Source organism: Paenibacillus sp. Marseille-P2973 (assembly GCF_018101095.1).
Classification (GTDB): Bacteria; Bacillota; Bacilli; order Paenibacillales; family Paenibacillaceae; genus Fontibacillus; species Fontibacillus vini.
The window spans coordinates 1-1,670 of the sequence record NZ_JAGQEH010000031.1 but is presented as its reverse complement, the minus strand read 5'-3'; the positions used below and the strand labels follow the sequence as shown (position 1 = coordinate 1,670).

Sequence of the window (1,670 nt, the reverse complement as noted above, 5' to 3'; positions counted from 1 at the left end):
TCCGCTACCCCCACCTCATCCCCGCATTTTTCAACATACGTGGGTTCGGGCCTCCAGTGCGTGTTACCGCACCTTCACCCTGGACAGGGGTAGATCACACGGTTTCGGGTCTACGCCTACAAACTTAATCGCCCTATTCAGACTCGCTTTCGCTGCGGCTCCACCTTCTCGGCTTAACCTTGCTTGCAAACGTAACTCGCCGGTTCATTCTACAAAAGGCACGCCATCACCCATAGATCGGGCTCTGACTTCTTGTAAGCACACGGTTTCAGGTTCTTTTTCACTCCCCTTCCGGGGTGCTTTTCACCTTTCCCTCACGGTACTGCTTCACTATCGGTCACTAGGGAGTATTTAGCCTTACCAGATGGTCCTGGCAGATTCATACGGGGTTTCACGTGCCCCGCACTACTCGGGATCCGTCTCGGAGGGAACAGAATTTCGATTACAGGGCTTTTACCTTCTTTGGCGGGCCTTTCCAGACCTCTTCGTCTACCCTGTTCCTTTGTAACTCCATGTGAGACGTCCCACAACCCCAGAGAGCAAGCTCTCTGGTTTAGGCTGTTCCGCATTCGCTCGCCGCTACTAACGGAATCACTATTGTTTTCTCTTCCTCAGGGTACTTAGATGTTTCAGTTCCCCTGGTATGCCTCTTCACACCCTATGTATTCAGGCATGAGTGACTGGGTATTACTCCAGCCGGGTTTCCCCATTCGGACACCCCCGGATCAAAGCTTGCTTACAGCTCCCCGAGGCAGTTTCGTTGTTCGCCACGTCCTTCTTCGGCTCCTAGTGCCTAGGCATCCTCCGTGTGCTCTTAGTAGCTTAACCAACTCGCTCTCATTTTGGGCTATGTGATCTGTTGTCCGTCGCTTCCCCTTTGACTTTCGTCATCAGGCGCGCACTTCCAAAGGATCTCCTATCCCAAAACGTTCGCTCGTATCAACTACCTTATTGAAACTTGTTTTGACACAAGTTCAGCTAAAAGGAATGTTCTAATTCGCAAATTCTTCGTTTCGTTATCCAGTTTTCAAGGATCAAGTGCTGATTTTTGTAACGATCACCTTCGGTGACGCTCAAAATTCTGCAAGGTATTAATGAAATTATATGGTGGAGCCAAGCGGGATCGAACCGCTGACCTCCTGCTTGCAAGGCAGGCGCTCTCCCAGCTGAGCTATGGCCCCATAACAAACTCCAGGATCAGAAAAAACGATTATGGAGTGAATGGTGGGCCCTAGTGGACTCGAACCACCGACCTCACCCTTATCAGGGGTGCGCTCTAACCAACTGAGCTAAGGGCCCATAATCGGAATATTCTATTTACAACCCATTTAAGGGATGCGCTTGGCAACGTCCTACTCTCCCAGGACCCTTCGGTCCAAGTACCATCGGCGCTGGAGGGCTTAACGGTCGTGTTCGGGATGGGTACGCGTGGAACCCCTCCGCCATCGCCACCAAACGCGCGAGAGTTGAACTCTCAAAACTGACCAACGAGTGAGTAAGTTTGCTAACCTGAGTTAGCTATTTGAATGTTCTCGTTGCAGAGAACGATTCTCCATAGAAAGGAGGTGATCCAGCCGCACCTTCCGATACGGCTACCTTGTTACGACTTCACCCCAATCATCTACCCCACCTTCGGCGGCTGGCTCCTTGCGGTTACCTCACCGACTTCG

General features: G+C 51.5%; 2 tRNA genes and 3 rRNA genes. All 5 read right to left on the bottom strand.

Features of this window, described 5'->3' with window-relative positions:
* Positions 1 to 828 (bottom strand): 23S ribosomal RNA (locus KB559_RS25000); the annotation flags it as partial.
* A 277-nt stretch (positions 829 to 1,105) separates the two neighbouring features.
* A tRNA-Ala gene (locus KB559_RS24995) sits at positions 1,106 to 1,181 on the bottom strand.
* Between the two features lie 41 nt (positions 1,182 to 1,222).
* Positions 1,223 to 1,299: transfer RNA gene (locus KB559_RS24990), tRNA-Ile, on the bottom strand.
* Between the two features lie 40 nt (positions 1,300 to 1,339).
* Positions 1,340 to 1,456, bottom strand: a 5S ribosomal RNA gene (rrf, locus tag KB559_RS24985).
* A 102-nt stretch (positions 1,457 to 1,558) separates the two neighbouring features.
* A 16S ribosomal RNA gene (locus KB559_RS24980) occupies positions 1,559 to 1,670 on the bottom strand; the annotation flags it as partial.